The 23,005-nt window shown below is 40.6% G+C and carries 21 protein-coding genes, 1 tRNA gene and 1 pseudogene; 21 read left to right on the top strand and 2 right to left on the bottom strand.

All coding sequences use genetic code 11. The features are described from left to right. Positions 1–120: 120 nt before the first annotated feature. From HMPREF0766_RS19160 to HMPREF0766_RS19150, 3 genes are all read left to right on the top strand, one after another. Positions 121–193: transfer RNA gene (locus tag HMPREF0766_RS19160), tRNA-Thr, on the top strand. Positions 194–314: 121 nt separating this feature from the next. After that, positions 315–1,061 carry a hypothetical protein gene (locus HMPREF0766_RS19155; RefSeq protein ID WP_003001079.1) on the top strand — a complete coding sequence of 249 codons (747 nt, stop codon included), beginning with the start codon at positions 315–317 and terminating at the stop codon, positions 1,059–1,061. A 3-nt stretch (positions 1,062–1,064) separates the two neighbouring features. Continuing rightward, entirely contained in the window at positions 1,065–1,658 is a 594-nt protein-coding gene (locus HMPREF0766_RS19150; protein ID WP_003001075.1) for an LEA/WHy family protein, read from the top strand. Between the two features lie 299 nt (positions 1,659–1,957). Here the strand turns inward: HMPREF0766_RS19150 and HMPREF0766_RS19145 are convergent, their stop codons facing one another. Both HMPREF0766_RS19145 and HMPREF0766_RS19140 read right to left on the bottom strand, forming a co-directional pair. Beyond that, positions 1,958–2,695, bottom strand: a complete 738-nt coding sequence (locus tag HMPREF0766_RS19145; protein WP_003001072.1) for a DUF2071 domain-containing protein — start codon at positions 2,693–2,695, stop codon at positions 1,958–1,960. A 12-nt stretch (positions 2,696–2,707) separates the two neighbouring features. Next, positions 2,708–3,349 carry a CatB-related O-acetyltransferase gene (locus HMPREF0766_RS19140; protein ID WP_003001069.1) on the bottom strand — a complete coding sequence of 214 codons (642 nt, stop codon included), beginning with the start codon at positions 3,347–3,349 and terminating at the stop codon, positions 2,708–2,710. A 215-nt stretch (positions 3,350–3,564) separates the two neighbouring features. Between HMPREF0766_RS19140 and HMPREF0766_RS19135 the strand changes: the two genes are divergently transcribed. The 18 genes and pseudogenes from HMPREF0766_RS19135 to HMPREF0766_RS21980 all read left to right on the top strand — a co-directional run. Further along, positions 3,565–4,134 (top strand): RNA polymerase sigma-70 factor, encoded by a 570-nt coding sequence (locus HMPREF0766_RS19135; RefSeq protein WP_003001067.1) that lies wholly within the window; start codon positions 3,565–3,567, stop codon positions 4,132–4,134. Positions 4,135–4,242: 108 nt separating this feature from the next. Then, positions 4,243–5,256 (top strand): FecR family protein, encoded by a 1,014-nt coding sequence (locus HMPREF0766_RS19130; protein ID WP_003001064.1) that lies wholly within the window; start codon positions 4,243–4,245, stop codon positions 5,254–5,256. 166 nt (positions 5,257–5,422) lie between these two features. Next, positions 5,423–8,680, top strand: a complete 3,258-nt coding sequence (locus tag HMPREF0766_RS19125; protein ID WP_236590464.1) for a SusC/RagA family TonB-linked outer membrane protein — start codon at positions 5,423–5,425, stop codon at positions 8,678–8,680. An 8-nt stretch (positions 8,681–8,688) separates the two neighbouring features. Next, positions 8,689–10,116, top strand: a complete 1,428-nt coding sequence (locus tag HMPREF0766_RS19120; protein WP_003001058.1) for a RagB/SusD family nutrient uptake outer membrane protein — start codon at positions 8,689–8,691, stop codon at positions 10,114–10,116. Between the two features lie 77 nt (positions 10,117–10,193). Then, on the top strand, positions 10,194–11,660 hold the full coding sequence (locus tag HMPREF0766_RS21985) for a TlpA disulfide reductase family protein (RefSeq protein WP_003001054.1): 1,467 nt from the start codon (positions 10,194–10,196) through the stop codon (positions 11,658–11,660). Positions 11,661–11,871: 211 nt separating this feature from the next. Further along, on the top strand, positions 11,872–12,444 hold the full coding sequence (locus HMPREF0766_RS19110) for a hypothetical protein (protein ID WP_115388690.1): 573 nt from the start codon (positions 11,872–11,874) through the stop codon (positions 12,442–12,444). A 195-nt stretch (positions 12,445–12,639) separates the two neighbouring features. Beyond that, positions 12,640–13,317: an aspartyl/asparaginyl beta-hydroxylase domain-containing protein gene (locus HMPREF0766_RS19105; protein WP_003001047.1), complete on the top strand. Its 678-nt coding sequence runs from the start codon at positions 12,640–12,642 to the stop codon at positions 13,315–13,317. Beyond that, positions 13,307–14,260, top strand: coding sequence for a hypothetical protein (locus tag HMPREF0766_RS19100; protein WP_003001044.1), 954 nt, complete (start codon positions 13,307–13,309; stop codon positions 14,258–14,260). The genes HMPREF0766_RS19105 and HMPREF0766_RS19100 overlap by 11 nt, the downstream gene beginning before the upstream one ends. Before the next feature lies 1 nt (position 14,261). Further along, the gene (gene cysC / locus HMPREF0766_RS19095; protein ID WP_003001041.1) at positions 14,262–14,819 is read left to right on the top strand and encodes an adenylyl-sulfate kinase; all 558 of its coding nucleotides are present in this window, start codon (positions 14,262–14,264) and stop codon (positions 14,817–14,819) included. Further along, positions 14,797–15,786, top strand: coding sequence for a phytanoyl-CoA dioxygenase family protein (locus tag HMPREF0766_RS19090; RefSeq protein ID WP_003001038.1), 990 nt, complete (start codon positions 14,797–14,799; stop codon positions 15,784–15,786). Before cysC ends, HMPREF0766_RS19090 begins: the two co-directional genes overlap by 23 nt. A gap of 24 nt (positions 15,787–15,810) precedes the next feature. Continuing rightward, a complete protein-coding gene (locus HMPREF0766_RS19085) occupies positions 15,811–16,359 on the top strand; it encodes a hypothetical protein (RefSeq protein WP_003001034.1) in 549 nt (182 codons plus the stop codon). A 434-nt stretch (positions 16,360–16,793) separates the two neighbouring features. Continuing rightward, the gene (locus tag HMPREF0766_RS19080; RefSeq protein ID WP_169311227.1) at positions 16,794–17,927 is read left to right on the top strand and encodes an ABC transporter substrate-binding protein; all 1,134 of its coding nucleotides are present in this window, start codon (positions 16,794–16,796) and stop codon (positions 17,925–17,927) included. After that, the gene (locus HMPREF0766_RS19075) at positions 17,924–18,865 is read left to right on the top strand and encodes a formyltransferase family protein (RefSeq protein ID WP_003001028.1); all 942 of its coding nucleotides are present in this window, start codon (positions 17,924–17,926) and stop codon (positions 18,863–18,865) included. Before HMPREF0766_RS19080 ends, HMPREF0766_RS19075 begins: the two co-directional genes overlap by 4 nt. Before the next feature lie 7 nt (positions 18,866–18,872). Beyond that, positions 18,873–19,472, top strand: a complete 600-nt coding sequence (locus HMPREF0766_RS19070) for a phage tail protein (protein WP_003001024.1) — start codon at positions 18,873–18,875, stop codon at positions 19,470–19,472. A gap of 3 nt (positions 19,473–19,475) precedes the next feature. Continuing rightward, positions 19,476–20,066 (top strand): phage tail protein, encoded by a 591-nt coding sequence (locus HMPREF0766_RS19065; protein ID WP_003001022.1) that lies wholly within the window; start codon positions 19,476–19,478, stop codon positions 20,064–20,066. A gap of 7 nt (positions 20,067–20,073) precedes the next feature. Then, positions 20,074–20,661: a phage tail protein gene (locus HMPREF0766_RS19060; protein WP_003001018.1), complete on the top strand. Its 588-nt coding sequence runs from the start codon at positions 20,074–20,076 to the stop codon at positions 20,659–20,661. Between the two features lie 51 nt (positions 20,662–20,712). After that, complete coding sequence (locus HMPREF0766_RS19055) at positions 20,713–21,642, top strand: bifunctional UDP-sugar hydrolase/5'-nucleotidase (protein WP_003001015.1); 930 nt, start codon at positions 20,713–20,715, stop codon at positions 21,640–21,642. Positions 21,643–21,678: 36 nt separating this feature from the next. Continuing rightward, a pseudogene (locus tag HMPREF0766_RS21980) lies at positions 21,679–23,005 on the top strand (hypothetical protein); the annotation flags it as partial.

Below are 23,005 nucleotides of genomic sequence, written 5' to 3'. Positions count from 1 at the left end.
ATTGGCTTGGTTTTCAGTTGTTTGCTTACAAATGGTGAGAAAATGGATAAAAAGACTTGCAAAAAAAAGATGAGATTTCGATATTTGCACCGTTAACGGAAAACGTTGGCGATCAGCGACGCCTCCTTAGCTCAGCTGGTAGAGCAACTGACTTGTAATCAGTAGGTCATTGGTTCGATTCCGATAGGAGGCTCACAAAGGCCTGGTATTTATATACCGGGCCTTTTTATTTTGCCTAAATACTTAAACTTATCTATTCTTGGTACAATATTTATATGTATATCGGACGTTAATACATGGTCAACACATATTATATGAATAGATTTGCCGCAGTTGTACTGCTTTTCTCTGTATTGGTTTTAATATTAAGTAGTTGTAGTTCTATCTATATGCCTAATGTTCCGGCAACTCCGATGTTTAGTAAACAGGGAGAAGGATATTTATCAGGACATGTTAATCTTAAAGGAAATGTTAGCGGTAATGCAGGTGTGGCGATTTCGGATCATATCGGTATTATAGCTAACGGCTCTTATGTCAATCACAAAAAACAAATTAAAGAATTCAAACAATATCTCTATGAAGGGGGATTAGGATATTTTACAACTATAGGCAAGTCCAAGAGACAGATTTTTGAGGTATATGCCGGATATGGGATTGGGAATTCGGTAGAGACAGATCTGCGATCTACTACCACAGGTATGCAGCCGGTAGAAATACGGGATATGGACTTTGAGAAAATATTTGTGCAGGTAAATTACTCTTCAACCAAGAAAGATAAGATCAATTTGTTTGGAGCAAAGCGTGAATTAAATTACGGAACGGCTATCCGCATGAGCCGTGTGGCCATGAAAGATTTTACTATTGATGCGGTTGACGCTGAAAAGGAAGATAATATTTTTATAGAACCTGTTTTTTTTACGAGATTAGCACTCAATCGTAATTGGCAGTTGCAATATACTACTGGTTTTAATATTGGAGTTAACAGCAATGAATACCTTAAAGCGGGCAATGCGGTTTTTACATTGGGTGTGAGTTATAATTTTGGTAAAAAGAAAAAATAAAATATGAATGGATTAAAAGGACTGGGCATCTGCCTGATCGTATTTCTAATGGCGGGTTGTGGAGTGAACAGACAAAAAGCGCAGATAGAAAACCTGAGTAAATGTAAGTATGAACTGGAAGCTGTTGACAGTTTAATGTTGGCAGGTACAAGTTTTAAAAATGTCATGCAGAATGGCGAGTTGAATCTTTCGGCTTTGCCGGGATTGGCGATAGCAATGCTGCGAAGAGATGTTCCTATGGAAGCGAATCTCAAATTGAAGGTAACGAATCCTACGGGTAAAAAAGCTGCTATTAATAAATTTCAATACAAGATTGCTTTTCAGCAAACGGATCTGGCTGAAGGAGAGGTGGAACAAAAGCTGTCTATCGATCCGAATCAATCGGCTGTAGTACCCATTAAAATAAAGATGAATCTGTATGAATCACTCAAAAGTGACGGGATTCAGGATTTCTTAAAAGCTCTGGGAAGTAATTCAGGCAATAAGGGAGTACTTACTTTAAAGATCAAGCCGGCTATAACCGTTGCAGGGCAGTCGTTTTATTATCCGGGATATATTACTATTGATAAAGAAGTCAGTCAGAAGCTGTTGTTTTAATTATTTTTTATTCTGTTAGAGGGCACAAGCGGACGCTTGCGCCAGATAAAGAGTGTTTGCCGGTGTCCTCACCGGCAATATAGTGCCATAAGCGGACGTTTGCGCCATACAAAGACTGGGGATTTAGATCGTACAATGTTGGCGTTCCAGCCAACATACGCTGTTTGAAGCATCTTTACCAACTTTGCAAGTGTTTTGGGGTATGCTCCATGTGATAGCAGACACAAAGACATGTTTTGTCCATTTTAAGCAGAGATCCCGATTTATCAGGAGAGAGGTTAGAAAGAGAAATGCTTATACTATGAATAGATTTTCCTTAAAGATGAAATGTGGTTTACCGGTAAGGAATGCCATTCATGCTCTATATTTTCCATTAAAATCGCATTGTCAAAAGAAATACTGTTTTTAGGAAATATATGCTCATCTTCAAAAAAGCTGGAGGATAAATGGTCTACCTTAAGAGGTTTTACTTTCCATTGGTACGTATGAAGTCGCAATCCGTCAAAACTTTTTCCATTGGGAGAATATCCGTCACAACCCTTTTCAAAGAAATCTGCTACTTCATCCAATGTGCCGAATATAGAATCGTTAGTAAAGGTATCAGCAAGTGCTGCAGAGATGGATACAAAAGTCTGATCTGAACTTAAGATGTCAATATGATAAGCATGCTGTTTTTCTTTTACATCAAATGTGGCAAGATGATGTTTTCCCGGAAATATTCTTCCTCCGACTACCGCATTTATTCTTGAAGAAGTGTCCCGTCTTGGGATATACACTCCTTCTTTTAGGATACCTTCTTCATCCCATTCCACAGCAATCCTGTGCGCTGCATTTTCAGATCCGATGCCCAGAAAATCAGGTATTCCTTTTGGTTTTATGTGTTTCAGTCGAATCAGACAAATACCGACAATTGCTTTTCCTTTATAAAGTTTGGGTCTGAAAGGGCCCGGTAAGATACCTGATACAATTTCAGGGTCTACAGTATAATTGATCAGCAACCTTCGCTCAATATAACCATGTATGACAGGTATTTTCATAGTGCACGTATATTATTCCTTATATTCCTTCTCTGCTTTTACCAATTGATCGATATCATTAGCGCAGATGTAAGATTTCAATGTTTCAAACTTTTCTTCCGGCCAGGAGTACAATTGCATTTCTAAAAGTTTTGCTATGGTTTCTTCCGGGAACCTGTAGCCGATCAGTTTTGCAGGATTACCTCCGACAATGCTGTAAGGTGCCACATCTTTGGTCACAATAGCGCCTGCAGCGACAATAGCACCCTCACCGATGCGAATGCCCGGCATAAGTACAGAGCGTATTCCAAGCCACGCCCCGTCATCAATATGTGTATCTCCTTTTGTTTTATAAGACTCTTCCAATGTTTCTGCAAAAGGATATAAGCTGAACCAATCCGACCGATGAGTGTTGTTACCGCCCATCAGGATAATGACTTCTGCACCGATACATACATAATTGCCGATATAGAGCTGGTCGATTTTCCACTGTGGTTTCCAGGTTTTCAGACTATAGGCATCCCCATAGAGATAGCGCACTACAGATTCTTCAAAAGATCCTGTCCATGCAGAACTGTAGTAACTTTTGGTACCCTTAATATGAATATTGGTATTGGTTACGGTTTCATGCAGATATTCGACTATTGACCAATGTTTTTGTTTCGCTTCTTTCATGATATAGTGTTCAGATCAACTACGAATATACCCATTATTCACTGTTTGGAAAGGGAAAAGGAGACAGGGCTGACAGAATATTATTTTTATTCCGGATTCGATTAAAGTATATAATTGTAAAATTACAGACTAAACTTTCCTTATTTTGATATAATTTAATCTTTTTAGCGCTGTTGTTGATTGATTTTGAACAATTGTCTATTTTTGTTTTGATTATGTCAACAGGGAAAAGGTCGGATGAAAATAAATCACGGGATATGTATCGCGCAAAGGAAGAAGAGCCTTTGCGATTGTTGTTCAATGATGTTTTCTATACCTATGAAAAGGCCCTCTTCAGATTAGCACTCAATACCTGCAAAGATGAGCATGTCGCCCATGATATTGTGCATGATGTATTTCTGAAACTCTGGGAAATCCGTCAACAGCTCCATGAAATTAAATCAATAGAATCTTTTCTGTTTACGATGACCCGTAATAAAATTATGGACCACCTCCGTAAAGTAGCATCGGATGCGAGACTAAGACAGGCTATTTGGGAATCCATGCAGACGATTGTTGATAACCATCCGGCTCCGGTAGAATACAAAGAGTATAAAGAGATCCTGAGAAAAGCGGTAGACAATCTTCCTGAACAGCGTAAAGCTATCTATCTGATGCGGGATGAAGGATATAATTATCAGGAAATCGCCGATGAATTTGATATCTCCAGGCATACCGTGAAAAATCAAATCTCAGCCGCAATGAAATCCATTCGTAAAGTTTTTTCTAAATTCCTTACTTTCTGATAAAAATATCTTACTGTATTACAGTTTGTTATAATTTTTCTGGTAAAAAACAATTCTTCGGATAGGACACATGCCGTTTAGTTACGTCTTTATTTAGAGACACACCATATGAAGACACGTATTCGTTATTTGCTGCGCCAATATTTTTATAATCATGCTACTCATGAGGAGCTTGTTGAGTTTTTCGATATGGTTCGTAGTGCGCGATATGATGACGAATTATCTGTATTACTTAAAGAATTATATGAGGAGCTGAAGCGTGAAGACCCTTCTCTCACTTTTGTTGATACTGAGGGTAATCTAATGGAACTTCCGGATAAGGAAACTGTTGATTCAACACATGTTAAAGTATCCCACAGATCTTCCGTAAGCAAATGGGCTGTCAGTCTGTCAGCGGCTATTGTTGTCTTATTGTTTTCATGGGGAGCTTACCGGATAGGGGAGCACACAGAAAACGGAAGTTCAGAGGAATATGTACAGGTCATCAAAGAAGCTGCTAATGATGAAAATAAAGTGCTTCATCTGGCTGATGGTACTACGGTATGGCTGAACGGCTCATCCCGTCTGGAGTATCCACAGGAATTTGAAAAAGATAAACCCAGAGAAGTTACACTGATCGGTGAAGCCTATTTTGAAGTTCATAAGGCTGCAGACTGGCCGTTTATAGTGCATACCGGATCTGTCCGGACAACAGTAGTCGGGACACAATTCAATGTGAAAGCATACCCAGGTATGAAGGATGTGATGGTCGCTGTAAAAAGTGGAAAAGTAAAAGTCAGTAAGAATGATAAACTACTTGCAGTATTGCAGAAAGATCAGGAATTAAGAGTCCCGGTCGTGGCTTCAGTACAGCAAGGCAAAGAACATATCCTTACCGATAAGATCGCAGGTAACTGGAAAGAAGGTTATCTGGAATACGAAGACGAAACCATAGAATCTGTACTTCTCGATCTGCAACGCATCTATCAGATAGAAATAATATTAGAGAAAAAAGAAATCGCTCATAAAGATATTACCTTATCCGTACGTAAAGATAGTGGGGCTTTACAGGTGCTGGATATCTTGTGCGCGCTTACAGAAAGCAGGCTAAAAACAGACAATAGAAACTACATCATTTATTAACACCTAAATAAAAACCGCATATGAAATAAAAAGACATATAAAGAAATTAAGCCATCCCGGCTGGTCCCCGAAGATGGCTCATGGATTCAATAAACAAGTTACGTCATACTAAATCGTTATCAAAATTATGCATTTAATTCCAAAAGAGTGCAATGGGAGATTATTAATGAAAATATCCTTACTGGCCCTTATATTGACATGTGTCACGACCTTTGCAGCATACAGCTCTAATGCCCAGAATCTACGGGACGTAAAGGCTTCTCTGCCATCGGAGACACTCAAACTAAAGGATGCACTTCGTCAGCTGGAGAAGCAGACGAAAATCAGATTTACCTATATGAGCAGTGATATTAACCAGAAAACTGTTCGCACAAATGGCAAGAGTACCAATCTGGCTGATATCCTTCATGATCTGCTGCAAAACACAGATTTGCAGTATCAGGTCATCAATCAGACTGTTATTATTAAAAAAGAAAATTCTACTGTAAACAGTACAGAAAAATACACAGGCAGCTCCCGGCAGCAACCTATAAAAGGCCATATTTTCGATGAAAAAGGAAACAAACTGGCAGGAGTAACGGTACGGTTGAAAGGAACTAATCTGGTGACATCAACCAACGGAAACGGTTATTTTGAACTCTCCGGAGCAAATACAAGCCAGCCGGTGCTGGTCGTTTCCTACATCGGTTATCAGCTGCTTGAACAAGCCTATACACCTACTTCTGCCGAAGGAGCAGAACTTCGCCTTCAGCCGGATCTGGGAAATCTGGATGAAGTGACGGTGATCGGTTACGGTACTACCAGTAAGCGTGTGAGTACGGGTTCTACAGCAGGTATTTCCAGTGATGTTATACAACGCGCCCCTGTCAATAATCCTTTAGAAGCGTTGCAGGGACGTATTGCAGGACTTGAAGTCAACAGTTCTAACGGATTGCCCGGAGCTTCCTTTAATGTGAGATTAAGAGGAATTAATTCCCTGAATGAAAATGCAAATGCGCCTCTTTATATTATCGATGGTGTACCGTATTTTTCGGAATCCTTAAATGTATTCACCGGAGATAATGGTTCGCAAAGTCCGCTGGCAGCTATCAATCCTGCAGATATCGAGCGTATAGATGTACTGAAAGATGCAGATGCTACCGCAATCTATGGATCAAGAGGAGCTAACGGAGTCATTCTGATCACCACTAAAAAAGGAAGTTCAGGCAAAACACAGGTTAGTTTTAATGCCTATACCGGAGCAGGCAAAGTATCCAATAACCTGGAAATGCTGAGTACTGCAGAATATCTGGAATTACGTCGTGAAGCCTTTGCCAATTCCGGTGGTACTCCTGATCCGGAAACTCCGGACCTGTTCAAATGGAGCCAGACAGAAGATCAAAACTGGCAAAAGCTGCTGATGGGGAACACAGGCAAACTGACAGAAGCCAATTTTTCGGCTTCCGGAGGTTCAGAGATGACAACATTTCTGATAAGCGGTACATTTCGGAATGAGACTACCGTACAGCCGGGCGACAACGGATATAAGAAAGGTGCCGGAATGCTTTCCATCAACCACCGTTCGGCCAACAATAAGTTTTCCATATCTGCTACAGCAAACTACACAGGCGATATGAATGATGCGCTGGCCACAGATATCAGTCAATATTTCAACCTGTCACCGAATCTGCCGATTTATGATGAAGTAGGTGATTATTACTGGTATGGCAATATTCAGAACCCTTATGCCTTTCTGGATCGTAAATCAGAATCGCGCAATAAAGCACTATTGTCGAGCGGAACTATACGCTACAGTCCGTTGAAAGGTCTGAACCTTTCTGCTACTATTGGGTATAACCATACTGCCCTTGATCAGTTGCAGATGTATCCCAAGAGAAGTTTTAATCCGCAGAACTCTACAGTAAGCATGTCTTACTTTGGCAACAGCAGTATCTCTTCATACAGCATCGAACCGCAGGCCAGTTATGTATATCATCTGGGAAAAGGCACGTTTGATGTTCTTACCGGAACAACCTGGCAGCAAAGCGTACGTGATGGCCAGTTCTTACAGGCAGAAGATTTTACTTCAGATTCACAACTGGATAATATCAATGCTGCTGTGACGATCCGACCCCGCAAATTCAATTATTCGAAATACAGATATCAGGCTGCTTTTGCACGTGCTACCTACAATTATGACAACAGGTATATTCTGAATGTGACCTTTCGTCGGGATGGTTCGTCACGCTTCGGACCGGATAAGCGCGTCGGAAACTTTGGTTCTGTCGGTGCGGCATGGGTGTTTACAGAAGAAAACTGGCTCAAAGAGGCTGTTCCATTTCTTAATTTTGGAAAGTTACGCGGAAGCTACGGATCTACAGGTAATGATCAGATCGGAGATTACGGATTTATGGACAGCTGGAGTTACCTGAGTTATCCTTATGGCGGAGTGTCAGGTTTGTATCCGACACGAGTTGCCAATCCTACATATAGCTGGGAGAGAAACCGTAAACTGGAAGGAGGGCTTGAACTGGCTTTCTGGAACAGCAGATTGACCTTAAATATCAATCATTACTACAATAAATCTGACAACCAGCTTATCAATTCTACCTTATCTCCGCAGACGGGATTTTCCGGATATACCGCTAATATGCCAGGTGTAGTAGAAAACAAAGGATGGGAGTTTGAAGTAGGATCTACCAATTACAGAACAGATGATTTTGAGTGGAAAACAAATGCCAACTTAACCATTTCACGCAATAAACTGGTTGCTTATCCAGGCCTTATAGGTTCAGGAGAAGAGGGACGGTTTGCTATTGGTCAACCATTGGATATTGTATTCGGTTTTCAGTTTACAGGAGTAGATCCGCAGACCGGTCTTGCACAGTTTGCAGATTTGAACGGAGACGGAAAAGTGGATAATAATCTTGGAGATCAGTATGTAATGGGTACACATCTTCCTAAGTTTTTCGGTGGGTTGAGTAACAGCTTCCGGTATAAAAATCTGGATGTAAGTTTTCTTCTCCAATTTGTAAAACAAGAAGGAGAGATGCTGAATTTCGGATATATGTCTCCGGCAAGTCTGGGTTCACTCGCCAATTTTGATAAATCAGCACTGCGGCGCTGGAGAAATCAGGGCGATGTGACAGATATTCCACGGGCTGCGGCTTTAGCAACTGACGACGGGTATAAGACATATAATACCTTTTACAGACACTCCGATGCACAATGGGGAGATGCCTCCTTTATCCGCTTAAAGAATGTAATGGTCAGTTATGATTTTACTTCATTACTGTCAGCCCTTAAAACCCAGCGTATCAGTCTGTATGCACAGGGGCAAAATCTGTTTACCATTACCGGATATGATGGTTTTGATCCGGAGACAAGAGGCTACGTAGTACCTCCGTTGAAATATTATACTTTAGGCATTCGTTTCACTTATTAATTACGACCATGAGATCATATCTATATATATTTATTGGCTTTATTATCTGTAGTCTTACCGCCTGCGAAAGCTATCTGGATGCAGGCCCTCCGAAAGATCAGATGCCTTCTGAACTGGCTTTTTCTGACGATAAGACAGCTACAGCATCGGTTACCGGCGTGCTGTCCCGCATGAATCAGCTGAACTATCAGTTTGCCAATGTACTCTCCATGATACTGCCGGCAATGTCAGCAGATGAATTTGTCTACGCTGTAGCTTCAGCACCTTATGATGAATTTAAAAATAATGCAGTATTATCCTCCAATTCAAATGTTACCACACTGTGGTCACAGCCTTATACCTACATTGCACAGGCTAACCTGTGTGTAGAAGGCCTGGAGGCTTCGACAAATCTAAGTCCCAAAGTCAAAAGCCAGCTATTAGGTGAAGCTAAATTTATCCGTGCGTTTTGCTATTTCTACCTGGTCAATTATTTTGGAGATGTGCCATTGATTCGCGGTACAAATGTGATGGAAAATAATACAAAACCAAGAACTCCTCAGGCTGAAGTCTATGCCGCAATCATAGAGGATCTGAAAGATGCTAAGGCAAAAATCTTTCAGGGATATCCTCAGGTAGACAAGGCTGATGCTAACGGAGAGCGTATACGTGCCAATAAAAGTGCTGCTTCAGCGCTGCTGGCAAGAGCTTATCTCTATACTAAACAGTGGGATCTGGCGGAGCAGGAGTCTAGTGAAGTGCTTGGTGCGACACAATATAAATTGCAACCTACAGCAGATCTTGATAAAGTATTTCAGGCCAATAATCAGGAAGCGATATGGCAGCTTCAGGTCGTGAATACTGCCGGTGGACGCAATACCTGGGAAGGATTTCTGATCGTTCCGGCGGCGCCAACCAGCGCACCTTTGTTTCGCCTTATTCCGGGATATCTTTATGATGCCTTTGAAAACGGGGATCAGCGGCTTACCCGTTGGGTTGGGAGTATGACAACAGCGGCTGGCGTAACCCACCGTTATCCGTATAAATATAAAATCCGGACCGGAGTCACTCCGGCCAAAGAGTACACAATGGTGTTGAGACTGGGAGAACAATACCTGATACGTGCAGAAGCACGTCTGATGCAAAGCAAATGGGGACTTGCACAGGAAGATATCAATGTGATCAGAAATCGCGCCGGCCTGCAAAGCCTGTCATTAGGAAATGATGCTGTTGCTTTACGAAAAGCTTTAGAACAGGAGCGTCGTGTGGAATTATTCGGAGAGTGGGGACACCGTTGGCTCGACCTGAGACGCTGGCCAAGTGAAACAGGGCAGGAGGGGAAAACGAGAGCAGATGATATATTGCCGGCACTCAAACCCAAATGGCAATCCAAAGCTATATACTTTCCGTTGCCGGATGTAGCATTGCGGACCAACCCGAATCTGGTACAGAATTAAGTAATATATTGCATCGGAATTAATTTCCGGTGCAATCGTTTCTATCACAGTCGCAATAAGCGAACAATCCGAACAACATGTTGAAAAGAATAATTTTATCCCTGATATACATCATTGTGATTACCGTTCACGTACATGCCGCACCGAAGAAAACAGTGCTGACCGGTAAGATAACAGGAGTGAAAGCCGGAACTCTGGAGCTGAATGTACAGGAGTACAGGGTAATGTCTTCGCAGAATAAGATCGATGCCGAGCTCAATGAAGACGGAACATTCCGGTTCGAATTTGAAATCAACGGCCCTGCACGAGCTTTTTTAATATTGGGAAGTACCCCCGTCGAAGAAACATTTGTACTGAAAAAAGGAGATGGTCAGGATACAACTGTTTCCAGTAATACCAATAGGCCGCAGATGATCTATTTTTATCTGATGCCAGGAGATAAACAAATATTACAGGTCGATGCGGCCAACATCCCTGAAACATTGCAGCTGACAGGTAAATATGCAGATAACAGCTTATACCTGAATCAGGAAGACTGGAATTTTAATCAATATAAGGATAAGCACCTCAAAAATTATTTTGCCTATGTACATTATTCACCTCAACAATACAATGAATATGTCGAAGACAGAAGAGCAAAGCGACAGGAATTTTTAACCAGTTTTGCCAGAACGCATAAATTGACTAAACAGTTGAAACAGGCAAGTGAATCGGTGTTGTACGGTGACGCTATACTGGCCAGACTGCTCTATCCTAAGATGAGAGAAAGCTATAAAAAGGACGGATATACAGCCCCTGCCGGTTATTATGACTTTCTGAAAGAGGTTCGCCCTGATCAATCCGGCAATGATAATGGTATTGCTTATTTTTACTTTCTGGATTATCTTTTTAAGGAAGAATATCGTCTGGCAGATACTGATGATGATTATATCGATTTTGTTGCTACCAAACTATCCGGAAAACCGCTATACGAATATTATGCCTTTGCACTTTCGGGTAATTTTAAGAAGAAACTATACGATAAGTTTGGTACAAAAAGTCCGTTTCCGGATCTGGCTAAACGTGTAAAAGAGAAGTATGGCAAATTAGAAGGGATGCTGGAAGGTAATCCGGCTCCGCAAGCTGTTTTTGAAAACCTTACAGGAGATAAAATTACCTGGAGCAAATGGAAAGGGCAGTATATCTATGTCGATTTCTGGGCGACATGGTGTGGTCCATGTATACAGGAAATTCCGGCTCTGGACTCGCTGAGACATGATTATAAAGATAAGCCGATTACTTTTGTCAGTATTTCATTTGACAGTAAAAAAGATCAGCAGAAATGGAAAGATTTTGTGAATGATAAGAAGTTGGAAGGCATACAATTGTGGGCTGATCCCGACAATCATAAGCTTGTAACACAGGCGCTCAATATTTTGCAGATACCTAGATTTCTGTTACTCGATCCGAAGGGAAATATAGTGGATGCAAATGCGCTTCGGCCATCAGACAAACGAATCCGGTCCTTACTGGATAAACTGCTGACAACAGCAGACACGAAGTAAATACAGCTATAGTTCGCAGGCTGTCTGTCAAAGTTGCAGCTAATAATAAACAGGAAAGCCAGATCAATATTAGGTTTGGCTTTCCTGTATTTAGAAATCAGTTTACATAGCAGAATCTGTATAAGTATTTATGATTTTGTTTTTCATCATATCCATTTTACCTATCTTTATTTTTATAAGTATTTACTGCTATAATAAAGTTGCGTTTATCATGAAAACCAGAACTGTGTCGTTGATTTCTCTAATATGTGTTTCCCTTTTTTCTGCTTGTGACCGACAAGCAAAACAACGTTCAATAGAGATTTATTATGAAAACGGGAATGCAGAGAATAATAAGAAAGAGTTTCCTGAATTTGAAAAGATACAGAATAACAGTCCTGAACAAATCAGAGATCTTGGCGAACTGAAGATCGATTCTGTTACATTCAATCAGATTAACAAACATTTCTCACAAGAGAATAATTCACAAATTCAGAACGGAGGCGCAGAAGACAAGGGGAAGTATAATATGTATATACAGACAGAAAATGGAGATCGTTTTATCGTTGACAATACCAATGCCTTCTATTCTTTAGGTCAAAGGACTGTCTTTACAGATGATAGTCTTGCCTATCTGATCAGAGATCATATCCATTACTACAATTCTTTAAAATTATCAGAACTTAAGGATTTTGAAGATTTTATGAAATATCAAAAGCATATTAAATACGATTACCTTTCTTTAGTAGATACCACTGCTAATCCGGCTGTCTATTCCAAAATCGTGCTGCTCCCTCAGCAATAAATATTAAAGTATAGTACCTGAAACAGTTTACGAATGGCTGTGCTGATATGCTCAGCATGAGATGAAGATTATAACGCTTACTAATTCTTAATATCTGATAGTTATTTATTGACTGAAATAACTTAAATTCGCTGTACCATTTCCATCGTCAGTGTAGAAGCCCGGCGATTAATATTAACCTGATTTTTATATCACGTGAAAAACTTTATCAAATTTGATGTGCAGTATGATGTTGCACAATTGCAGCAGGAACTCGCTTATTGCTTAAAAGAAGTTTGGACAGATCATTTTAACACCAAAGATTATCAGGGACGCTGGGAGTGTATTTCTTTACGATCGGAAACCGGAAATCAACAGGATATACGTTCCAATCCGGGTAATAATACTTTTCAGGACACAACTTTATTACAACATGTGCCTTATATCAGATCCATCATTGACAGCTGGAATTTCGAGAAGGAGAGTATCCGCTTAATGGCACTTTATCCGGGTAGTGAGATCAAGCCGCATCGTGATCCGGGATGCCGGTATCAGGATGGTGCTTTGAGATTGCATATACCTGTTGTGACACATCCACTAGTACAGTTTAATGTGGATGGAGAAGATCTGAAGCTGGAAGAAGGAAACTGCTGGTACATTGATTTCTCTAAGGTACACTGGATACGCAATTCAAGTGATACAGTAAGGGTACATCTGGTTATAGATGGAAAGAGTAATCCGGATATGGATAAGGTATTCGAATCACATGGGATTCCATCGAATGAAAAACCTGTATATGATGAAAGGACAAAGCAGGCGATGATCGCGCAGTTAGAACTGATGGATACCGATACTGCCAGACAAATCATCAAACAATTAAAAGATGAAGAGTGATATGCTATATAACTGGATACCGTATTCTCTGAAGTGGGAAGAAAACGAATGGAAAGTCCTTTGGCTGGACCTGGCTGATCATATTATTCAGGAATCTTTCTTTGACGAAACGATCGTAGACCGACGTATTTATATGCGTAGCCGATCAAAATACCAGTCGCAAAGCTCTGTTGAGTATATTCTGGAGCTCGCAGATCAGCTGGAGAGTATTGCACCAACCGCATTTATCTTTCATGTATCACGTTGTGGATCGACATTACTTTCACAATGTCTGGCTACAGATGCAAGTAATATTATGATACCTGAAGCCCCTGTTCTGGATGAAATATTGCGAATAGAGGAGTTTGACGAAACTCTTTTGCCATTAAGAGAACAATTATTTAAGGCAACTGTAAAACTGATGGGACAACAAAGATTAGCCTTTCAGACAAAATACTTTATTAAAATGGATAGCTGGCATATTCATTTTTATGATGTTTTGCGTAGCTGGTATCCGGACGTGCCGTTCTATTTTCTGACGAGAGAACCGAATGCTATTATAGCTTCACAGAAAAAGAGAAGAGGTATACATTGCATTCCCGGTTATATCAATGAAAAACTATTGAAAGTGCCGGTCCGTCCGGGTCACTTTGAAAACTTTGATAGCTTTACCGCGGATGTGCTCCATCAGTTTTATGATGGTATCAGGGAGATCAAAAGTAAAAGACACCGTCTGAATTCCTATTATGATTACAGTTGGGGAGTGTCAGAAATGATAACCGATTTTAATAAAGCAATAGGAAATATATTAGGCGATCTGGAGGAGATGCGGGCCAGGCTCACATATCACAGTAAATACCCGGATCAGATTTTTCAGGTAGAGGTTCCTTTGCCTGATTCGATTGCATTTGAACATACCCATACAGCCTATCAACAAGTTTTGAAGCAGATAACCAGACAATAATATGGCACTTATAATCCAGATGACAGGTCTTTCCGGATCCGGCAAGACAACGCTTTCCAAAATGCTCAAAACAACGCTTGAGGAGGACAGTTACCGGGTAGCATTAGTAGATGGAGATACCTATCGGGCAACCTTATGTAAAGATCTGGGGTTTAGCAAAGCAGACCGTATCGAGAATATAAGAAGACTGGGAGTCGTATCAGTAGAACTAAGTAAGGAATACGATATTGTCATTATAGCTGCTATTAATCCTTATGAAGAAGGCAGAAGCCTGCTAAAGCAGGACAACAGTAACAGCCAACTTGTCTATATTAAATGTGATCTGCAGACCCTGATAAAGCGAGATCCCAAAGGATTATATGAACGTGCACTTCTGCCGGAAGGACAACCTGGCAGGATTGATCAGTTTACCGGGATCAGCGATGTATTTGAGATCCCTCAAGAGCCGGCAGTAACAATAGATACGGCAAATACTTCTCCTGAAGAATGTATTGCACAGTTAAAAGTATTTGTGTTGACATATAGTAAAGTTAAAGATGAATCATACCGAACCATATAATCCAGAAACTGAACAGTCATTAGCAGAAAAACCATTCGCTTTTCTATCGGCTTATACTGCATTTCATCTGGAGAAAAAAGCATATAGCAAGACTACTGACGAAACTTTTGCACGTGCTTCAAATGCGTTCTTAGCTATTTTTGAGCTTGGGCTTTTTGAAACGATTAATTTTCTGTATAACCAGTACACAGATGTGGAAAGTTTCAGACAATGGATTATACGTAAAAAAGGTATGGAATTTTATAAGAGTGCTCGCCAAAAATTTGAAGAATGGGAAATACAGCGGGATGTTAAAGCAGAAAATTATGTTTGTAAAATACTGACGGAAGATCAGTTAAAGTATTGGGAAGAACAGGGGTATCTGAAAATCTCCGGATTGGTATGCGAAGAGGACTGTGATGCTGTCGTAGATCATATTTGTTCGGTATTATCCATAGATTTAGAAAATCCGGAGACCTGGTATCCGGAGCAAACTGCTCTGCAAGGTATTATGTTGCCGGATGCAGTGGGTGCTGCAGTGGAAAAAGTCCGGAACAATACAGCTGTCAGAGCCGTATTTACTGATCTGTATAAAAGTGATGCAATCTTTCCTAATATTCTGCCATTAGGATATAACCCACCCGAAAGTATGGGGTACGCCTTCAGAGGAAGTCGTATTCACTGGGATATTGATTTTTCAATAGGTCCGCGCTATCATATACAAGGTCTGCTTTATTTACATGATGTGCCGGAAAATGGAGGGGCATTCAGCCTTATTCCGGGATATCACAAACAGATTGACCAACTACTGAAAGAATTTGGAACTCCCGAAGCCACTATGCAATATCTGGCTGCTGCAAATCTGGAAAAACACATTAGTGGCAAAAAAGGAGATCTTATCCTGTGGATAGAATCCCTTCCGCATGCAGCTACAGCTAATAAGTCAGATAATCCCCGCTTTGTACAATACATTAACTTCGGGCGATAATAGCATCAGAAGATTATAATACCTATGAATAATACAACAGATAACCTGAATAATCTCCATACACAGCCTGAATTACAGGAAGAACTGAAGTCAGTTATCAATTTTCTGAACGAAATCGGTATTCCGGTATTGGAGCAGGAAAGCCGGCAGAAAAGCTTTCTGCCGGGAATATTTATTGATAAAGGCCGGATTTTGATTGATCGGACAAGGCTCTTACATCCCGGAGATATTCTCCATGAAGCCGGTCATGTCGCAGTGATGTCCCCTGAGGAAAGAATGCTCTCATCCGGAGACTTATTTGAGCATATCGATAAAAATGCTTTGGATGGTTACGAATTATCGGCTATAGCCTGGAGCTACGCAGCATCTGTCTTTCTGAATCTGCCCGCTTCTTTTGTTTTTCATGATAAAGGGTATAAGGGGGACGCTGACATGCTTATCGAAAACTATGAAAAAGGGAATTACCTCTTTATCCCCATGCTTCAGTATTATGGACTCTGCTACGATGCCAAAAATGCAATACTTCATCAGGTGGAGCCATATCCGCATATGGTAAAATGGTTACGCGCATAGTGCAGCACCAATTTTACTTTAAAATAGCCGTCAGAATGTCTTTATGTACGGTTTTTCGTAGATAGCTTTAATCGATCAACAGGTAAGCAGCCCTTTGTAATGGTCTGTTTGCTACATGTTTATCATTTGTCCTCTTTTTGTCCCCCTATTTTATCCTTTATTAAATATGGTAATTACTTAAAATTGTATTAGGATAGGATTGCATTATTTTAGTAAAAATTATTTTTAATAAAAAATATAAAAATTTGCAATTATGTATTGAGAATAATTTTATATTTGTATACCAAAATTATTAACGCATACCTATTTAAAAATAAAGATTACACCAATCATTAACAGATAGATTTTCTATTCGTTGTTTTCAGGAGTTAATTTAAGTGTTATTGCTGCTTAGATTGATGTTCGGAATGTTGGTTATTAACCTTAAGACATATATGAACAAGTCTGTCGATCTTGCTATTGATATAAATAGTCAAACAGGAATGAAATTGCATGCGTCTGCGCAACAGGTAGAAGTTTGTAATTATCATATAGGGATGATTTTGCCTGTTCATACAGAGCAGAACATAGCTAAATCTTTTCAAAAAGGTATAAAATCAGCATTGAAAGACATTAATAATCCTGTTTCTGAGATCTCTACAGAATTGGTAGCGCAGTCTTCTGCATCCAGATATACAGAGGCTATTGTCAAATTGTTTGAATTTGAAGAAGTCGATCTCATTATTGGTCTCTTCTCTGCGCATGAAATTTCAACAGTGGCGAAGCTTGCTGAAAAGTATAGGAAGCCGATTATTGCCTGTCACCTTGGAGAGCATTTACCGCTATATACAGAAAAATATACTTATCTGTATGTACACAGCCTTTCTATCTGGCAACATGTATGGGCTTTAGGTCATTGGGCCGTTTCACAACTGGGACAAAAGGGATTATTTGTAACGGATCTATACGATGGCGGATACGGATTTGGGGCATTTTTAGATCTGGGGATGAATCAGGGATCAGAGGATAGTACATTGTTTTTCCATCTCGTTCCGAGTACACATGACAATTCCTTAGATCTGACCGCTTTCTATGATGTACTGGATCGGGACAGACCTGATTTTATATACGCCAGTTTCAATGGAGCGCAGGCAGGACGCTTTTTAGAAGCCTATGCTAACTCTCCTTATTGCGATATTCCATTAGTAGGGCTGCCATTCCTGTTTGACAACGGTACTCCGGCTCCTGAAAATTTAAAAGCATACACATCTTTGATTTTGTCAGCAGAAACTGTGGATCATATATATGAAAGCTGGGGTAGAAGATTAGCGGAATCGCTAAGAAAATTGTCTGGTCAGCAAGAGGAATTGAATCAGTCAATACAATCACTGGCCACCGCATTTCTGAGTACATGGCAGTTAAATGATCTTTCAACAGATATTGTAATCTTGAAACAAAATGAGTCTGAATATATTCATGAGAAGAGTATAGTATACCACATCGCGCCTTTAGGCGCTGATAATGAAAAGTTGCAGAATATGTTGACGGATATCAATTCAGCCTGGACAAATAGCTATCTGACCCGATGATACCAAATAAAAATATACGCGTCGGACTGATCTGTAATACAGATATGGCTTCTGCCCTGGCAGGACAACTGGATGCGGAAAATAAATTGGCAGGAATTGCGGTTCTGGATCACAACGCATCTTATTTCAAACAAATTTTTGCGGGCACAGGTATCCGGGAAGAAAGTATTCAGGTGATTGATACTGCTTCCTGGAAAGAACAACTGGCAGCCTGGTTCTTAGCGATACAGGCAGACACAGCATTAGTGTTTGCGTTTCCCTATCGTATACCTCAGCATATCTTAGATCTTCCCCCGTTGGGTATATATAATATACATCCTGGGACACTGCCAAAGTATAGCGGGGCTGATCCATTATTCTGGCAGATTAAAAATCAGGAACAACAAATTGCAATAAGTATACATAAGATGACAGCAGCCATCGATAGAGGGCCTTTAGTTATAGAAACCTTTACCAATTTACATCCTTCTGAGAACTATGGATTACTATGTTCCCGCTTGCGAATGGAAGTGGTAGGCGCTATGCAGCAATGGTATAAAAGGTTACAGGAAGATAAATTAATATCCAGAGAACAGGATAATACTAACGTATATTTTGACCGGAAACCTTCGGCTGAAGATTTTCGCATAAAATGGACGGATCAGCCGGCATCAGCGATCAGAGCACTTACACTGGCATGTAATCCTAAATACGGGGGAGCAACCAGCTATTACGGAACACAGGAAATACGCATACTGGAAGCTGAACTGATTAGTTTGGAAGAAAGTGGTACATATCGTCCGGGCGAGATCGTATACGCAGACGGACTGTATGGCGTAATTGCAGCGTGTATAAACGGACAGTATCTGCGCATATTGACTGTCAGTATGCAGGAGGGATATTTTTCCGGATCTAAATTATTTACAATGGGAATAATAAAAGGACAACAACTAAATTAAAAATATTATGGAAGGAACTATGGCAGAGATACGGCTGTTTGCCGGAAACTTTGCACCCAAAACATGGGCACTATGTTATGGACAAACTTTAGCGATTAGTACAAATCAGGCTCTTTTTTCATTATTAGGTACCACTTATGGCGGAAATGGAGTTACTACCTTTCAGCTCCCTGACTTTCGTGGCAGAATTCCGGTAGGTACCGGATCGGGACAAACTGTAGGTATGGGGACCATTACATCTGGTCAAAAAGCGGGGATAGAAAATGTTACACTGTTTGAAAATAACCTTCCTGCCCATGTTCATCAGGTCAGTATAAGCGGAACATTACCGCTGACTGTAAGTAAAAGTGTTGCGGATAAAAGTACCGTTATTGACGGACTGTCTCTTGCCGCTCCTGCCCGTTCTGCAGGAAGAGCAAAAACACCAACATTAGGATACAACAGTCAGACCGGTTCAATCAGCTTAAATCCGGCAAGTATAGATCTTTCAGGTATGACACTGGCACTTGCACCTGTCGGCAATACTATTGCTCATAACAACTTGCAACCTGCTTTAGGATTGAATTATATTATTTGTTTACAAGGAATTTATCCATCAAGAAATTAACCTATGGAAGGATACATAGCAGAAGTAAGAAATTTTGCCGGAAATTTTGCTCCGGCCGGATGGATGTTTTGTGACGGAACATTATTAAGTATCAGTTATTATCAGGCTTTATACGCTATAATCGGAACAACTTATGGTGGAGATGGTGTTACCACATTTGGTGTACCGGATCTGAGAGGAAGAGTACCTGTAGGTACCGGGCAAGGGCCTGGATTAACAAATGTTGTACTGGGACAGAAAATAGGAACGGAGACAGTTACACTATTGGTGCCAAATTTACCAGCGCATAACCACAGCGCACCAGTTAATGCAACTACAGTTCCTTTTGCAGTAAAAGTTAGTGCGGCCGCCTCAACATTGCACGCAGCAGTGACAGGCTCACAATTGGGACAACCTATGTATAACAATACTCCAACATTAGGATTTAATTCAGATGTTCCGGATAAGGTGATGAGTAACAGTTCTTTGAATGCAAATAGCTTAACTATAACAACTACATCGATGGGTGGCTCTTTAGCTCACGAAAATATGCAACCTTTTTTAACAGCAAATTATATTATATGTGTGGAGGGAATCTTTCCATCACGAAATTAATAATACTATGGACGGAACAATAGGAGAAATCAGACTTTTTGCCGCTAGTTATGCACCCCGGAACTGGATGCTTTGTCAAGGGCAACTTATAGCAGTCAGAAGCAATACGGCATTATTTTCTATTCTAGGTACCACTTATGGTGGAAACGGAACAACAACATTTGGACTTCCTGACTTTCAGGGAAGAACAATAATAGGTGCAGGACTGGGACTGGGACTTACCCAAAGAATTATAGGTGAACAAGGCGGTGCAGCGAATGTTACACTGACTGTGCAGCAAATGGCTGCGCATAACCATCCTGTAATCAGAAATGGTGGCCCAAAACTTAAGATCAGCTCTGCAAATGCAACAACTGCGATACCGGTAAATGGTGTGTCTATTGCCAGACCCGGATATATGGAGGGGACAAATTTTGTAACGACTTTGGGATTTGTGTCTGATGCAGCGGATACTGCACTGGAAGCCGCAAATCAGAATATACCAGCCTTTAATACAGATATAAAAGGAGGCAACGAGCCGCACAGTAATATACAACCCTATCTCGGCATGAATGTTATGATTTGTATTGCTGGAAACTTTCCGGCCAGAAATTAACAGCTGAATATAACATGAATCTCCAACGAAATAACCTAAATACAAACTACCATGACTAATCAGCGACGGTCGTTTTTGAAAAGAAGCTCGGTACTTTTGAGCAGTATCCTTCTTGCCAGACCTCTTGCAGGCGCAGCACAGTCCAGTAAAAAAATCAGCTCCCTTGCCGATAATAAAAGACTGATTATATACCAGACGAATGATCTGAGTTCTATAAATTACTGGAGCAGATATAAAGAGATTTTAGAGACATTAGATGCAGAGCCAACCTCTGGTCTGATTCTGGATGCCGGAAATTTATTTGATGCTTCTGCAGATGTCTTTCAAAATAAGAAGCGATTAGCAAAGTTAAATAAGATTGGTTTTCACGCTGCTGCATGCAGTAATATTTATCTGAATAAGGGAGAAGAAGGACTGGCAGATATGTTGTCCGCTATCAATTTCCCGTTGATTTGTTCTAATTATCAATTTTCAGATGCAAGACTCCAAAAGGGAATACTGCCTTATATGATTATTCATTCCAAGGGCCAGAAAATAGGAATTATTGCAGTTGCTCAAAATACTGAAATACCTGATGTCAGTGTTCAAAATCCTTACAAATCAGCTGAAAAGATAAGCAAATTGCTTAAAGAGCAGGAAAATTGTAATCTCGTTATTTGTCTCTCTCAATTAGGAATGGATCGCAAACAATGGAATAGCTATGATCTTGCTCAGGAAACCAGTTATGTGGATATGATACTCAGCAACTCTGTGGGAAATAAGGTAAACGGAACATTAGTCCTTCGAAACAAAGCTAAAAATGAAGTGATCCTGAGTCAGTCTTTAGACAGCGGGCAGTTATTATCCAAAAATATACTGGGCTATGATGACGATAACAACCGGCAATCTTATAACCATGAATATCTCATGCCTGCTAATCACTATGCATCCAATAAGGAGATATATAAAGAGTTGTTTTTAGTGAAACAGCAGCAAGCCTAATACTCATACACCTGAGAAAAATAAATAACCAAGAGAATGAAAAGCTCCAATTATTACAACAACATTTTGAAGAGTATCAAGGGTATGAGGATGGGAGTCCTGTTATTCCTGTTATCTTATATACTCTTTATCGGAAAGGCCTGGGGGCAAACCGAAATAACAGAAACATTTGAGTCTGCGGCGGCAGGGGCGTCGACTTTTACAAGTGGAGGAAAGACATTTACTATTATAAGTAAAGCTGAATCCGGACAATTTGATATACAGGATCTTTATCCGGGTACAGGATGGAACGGAACCGGGCCGGATAATAAGTATATTGACAATGACGGTACGGCTGAGGCTTTTATCGACCAAAGCTTTTCTATAAAAATAGAAGCCGGATTAACTTATTCGGTGAAAAAGTTTTATCTTTTTTTAGCAGATCATAATGTCGAACAATACACGAGCGGAACTGTTACTATTAAAGGTAAATTAGGAGGTACAACGGTATTTACAGCTACTGCAACCAGTGGTTTTGTGCAGTCTACAGCAACTAATAACGGATTTACTCCGATAGACCTCACGACCTTTGGAGGAGCCAACAACAGCACAAAGGTCATCGACGAACTGGAGATCAGCACAACAGAACCTTTTACTTATGTGTGTCTGGATGCATTGACATGGAAACTGGAATATGTATGTCCTACTATCACTATTGATACACAGGCGCAGACAAATGTAGCATGTAAAGGCACTGCTACAGGAAGTGTTACTGTAGCACCAAGCGGAGGAACAGCACCTTATTCCTATAGCTGGACGCTGGGAGCTGGAACAGCAGCTACCGCATCCAATCTTACTGCCGGTACCTACACAGTGACAGTTACCGATAAGATGGGATGTACCGCTACTAAGACGATCACGATTACGGAACCTGCTGCAGCTTTGGCAGGAACAGCTACCAAAACAGATGTAAGTTGCTTTGGCGGTAATAACGGTACAGCTACAGTTGCTGTAACAGGAGGTACAAGCGGTTATAGCTACAGTTGGGCGCCAAGCGGAGGTACCGCAGCTACAGCATCTGGTCTTGCGGCAGGTACCTATACAGTGACAGTTAAAGATGCAAATAACTGTCAGATTACACGTACAGTGACTGTGGGACAACCTGCTGCAGCTTTGGCAGGAACAGCTACTAAGACAGATGTAAGTTGTTTTGGCGGAGGCAATGGTAGAGCAACTGTCTCAGTAACAGGTGGCACACCGGGCTATACTTATAGTTGGGCTCCAAGCGGAGGTACAGCAGCCACTGCTACAGGTCTTTCAGCTGGTACTTATACTGTGACGGTTACAGATGCGAATGCCTGTCAGATCACCCGTACAGTGACTG

The organism is Sphingobacterium spiritivorum ATCC 33861 (assembly GCF_000143765.1).
Taxonomy (GTDB): domain Bacteria; phylum Bacteroidota; class Bacteroidia; order Sphingobacteriales; family Sphingobacteriaceae; genus Sphingobacterium; species Sphingobacterium spiritivorum.
This window is presented reverse-complemented; position numbering and strand designations above follow the sequence as displayed.